Genomic DNA, 2,159 nt, shown 5'->3' with positions numbered 1-2,159 from the left:
TTTCAGGCAATAGTAGATAATTTCAAACTGACAGTTTATAATAGGGGTATACAGCACTTGCTTTTCCTTCTTTCTGGGGATAGTTTGGTAGTCGGATACCTACTATTTTACCGATAAATGAGGGAGGAGCAAGTGTTTTTTGTCTTTTCCTTGATAGAACAACGGTTATAGACCTTTAAGAACAAAAAAATTTGACAGTAACCCCAGTGGAAAGAAGGGTAATAATATGACAAACATTGTCCTCATCGGCATGACTGGCAGCGGGAAAACGACAATCGGGAAAGAGCTGGCCAGCCGCCTCAAGCTGTCTTTTATAGACATGGACGACTTTATAGAAAAACAGGCGGGGCAGTCAATCCCGGAATTATTCGAACAGGGCGAAGCGGTTTTCCGATCTCTAGAAACTGACGCCTGCATCAAGCTGGCCGATGCCACTGATACAGTGATCTCGACTGGCGGAGGTGCTGTCCTGAAACAAGAAAACCAAAAGTGGCTCAAACAAGCGGGCGTAATCGTATGGATCGATCGTCCGGTAAATCTGATTGTAAAAGACATTGAGACTGCACACAGACCACTTTTGAAAAATGGCACGGAAGTCTTATATACGCTTTTTGAAGAACGTCAACCGGTCTACGAGGCTCTTGCAGATGTAACTGTCCGCAACGATCAGTCCCTTTCAGAAACGGTGAATGACGTGCTGAATCAGTTGACTAAACTTGATACTAAAGGAGACCACTCATGAACATATGGATTATCAACGGACCCAATATTAATCTTTTAGGAACAAGAGAGCCGGATATTTACGGTCACGAAACAATGGAATCGATCAACCGTCAGATTCAGACTTATCTGACTGATCACGGGCATCTATATGATTTTTTTCAGAGTAACTCCGAAGGGGCACTGGTCGATAAAATACAGGAGGCATTGAATGAGCAGGTTGACGGCATCGTCATCAATCCGGCTGCATATACTCATTACAGTTATGCCATTCACGATGCCTTGAAATCCGTGTCTATTCCGACAGTCGAAGTCCATCTGAGTGCCATTCATTCCAGAGAAGCATTCCGGAAAGATTCTGTGATCGCTCCCGCCTGCATCGGCCAGGTGTCAGGCTTCGGACCAGCGAGCTATCTGTTAGGCGTACAAGCTCTGGAACTTCATTTGGCAAAGGAGAATACCTAGATGAATTTAGCAATTGTAGGCCTTGGTGCCATCGGAGGATCCTTTGCGATGAGCCTGATGAACAAAGGGAATCACCGTATCATCGGTATCGACATCGATGAACAGACCATTGACTATGCACTGAAAGAACAGATCATTCACGAAGGCATGACTGTTCCCGAAGAAGGCTTGAAAGAAGCAGACGTGATCATGCTGACCCTTTACCCCAGCCAGATCGCACCTTTTGTAGAGCAGTACCGTTCCTATTTCAAGCAGGGAGTCGTACTCACTGATGTGACCGGCGTGAAAACCTCTATTATTAAAGAAACGTCCCGCGTCCTTCCAGATCACGTTGACTTTATTTTTGCTCATCCGATGCGTGGAAGTGAGAAAAAAGGAATAGCCGGTGCATCCGCAGATAAATTTAAAGGAGCGAATGCTTTGATCACCCCCCTTCCTCAAAACAAGGAAGAGAACCTCACCCGTATAGAACAGCTGTATCGGGATGCCGGATTTTCCACGCTGACTCGGGTGACACCTGAAAAACACGATGAACAGATTGCCTACGTCAGTCAGCTTATGCATGCCTTATCAGTCTCCGTTGTAAACAGCAGTCAAGCTTCTGATGACACCTTGCTTTTTGCCGGCAATAGTTTTCAGGAACTGACCCGTATTGCAGATATCAACGACAGCCTCTGGAGTGAACTGTTTCTGAATAACAAAGAGGCACTGATTCAGTCGATTATGTCATTTGAAGCCGAGCTGGAAACCTTCAAACAAGCTATAGAAGCAGATGATGAAGAAGCTCTGAAAGACTTTCTGATTCGAGCACGCGATCAGCGCAGAGACTGGTACTGATCAAGCTAAGTGTAGAAAAGCATTCTATACCGATAAAAAAGAGGCGAAAAAAGGCAATGTGATCCAGCAGACGTGAATACACTGCTGGATCACATTGCTTTTTTTCTTGTCAAATGTCTCCAGCAAAGGTAAAATAA

The 2,159-nt window shown here is 45.0% G+C and carries 3 protein-coding genes; all 3 read left to right on the top strand.

Annotated elements, in window-relative coordinates; all coding sequences use genetic code 11:
- Positions 1-226: 226 nt before the first annotated feature.
- Genes ACYQ4S_RS11685 through ACYQ4S_RS11675 form a run of 3 tightly spaced genes read left to right on the top strand, consistent with a single transcriptional unit; the run spans position 227 to position 2,022 of the window.
- Complete coding sequence (locus ACYQ4S_RS11685; protein WP_459771304.1) at positions 227-742, top strand: shikimate kinase; 516 nt, start codon at positions 227-229, stop codon at positions 740-742.
- Positions 739-1,185, top strand: a complete 447-nt coding sequence (aroQ, locus tag ACYQ4S_RS11680) for a type II 3-dehydroquinate dehydratase (protein ID WP_459771302.1) — start codon at positions 739-741, stop codon at positions 1,183-1,185. The genes ACYQ4S_RS11685 and aroQ overlap by 4 nt, the downstream gene beginning before the upstream one ends.
- Complete coding sequence (locus ACYQ4S_RS11675; protein ID WP_459771300.1) at positions 1,186-2,022, top strand: prephenate dehydrogenase; 837 nt, start codon at positions 1,186-1,188, stop codon at positions 2,020-2,022.
- Positions 2,023-2,159: the final 137 nt, after the last annotated feature.

Source organism: Alkalibacterium sp. s-m-28 (genome assembly GCF_054658175.1).
This window is presented reverse-complemented; position numbering and strand designations above follow the sequence as displayed.

Coding starts and splice junctions, on each gene's coding strand:
- aroQ (WP_459771302.1), top strand. CDS start 739: ATGAACATATGGATTATCAACGGACCCAATATTAATCTTTTAGGAACA.
- ACYQ4S_RS11675 (WP_459771300.1), top strand. CDS start 1,186: ATGAATTTAGCAATTGTAGGCCTTGGTGCCATCGGAGGATCCTTTGCG.
- ACYQ4S_RS11685 (WP_459771304.1), top strand. CDS start 227: ATGACAAACATTGTCCTCATCGGCATGACTGGCAGCGGGAAAACGACA.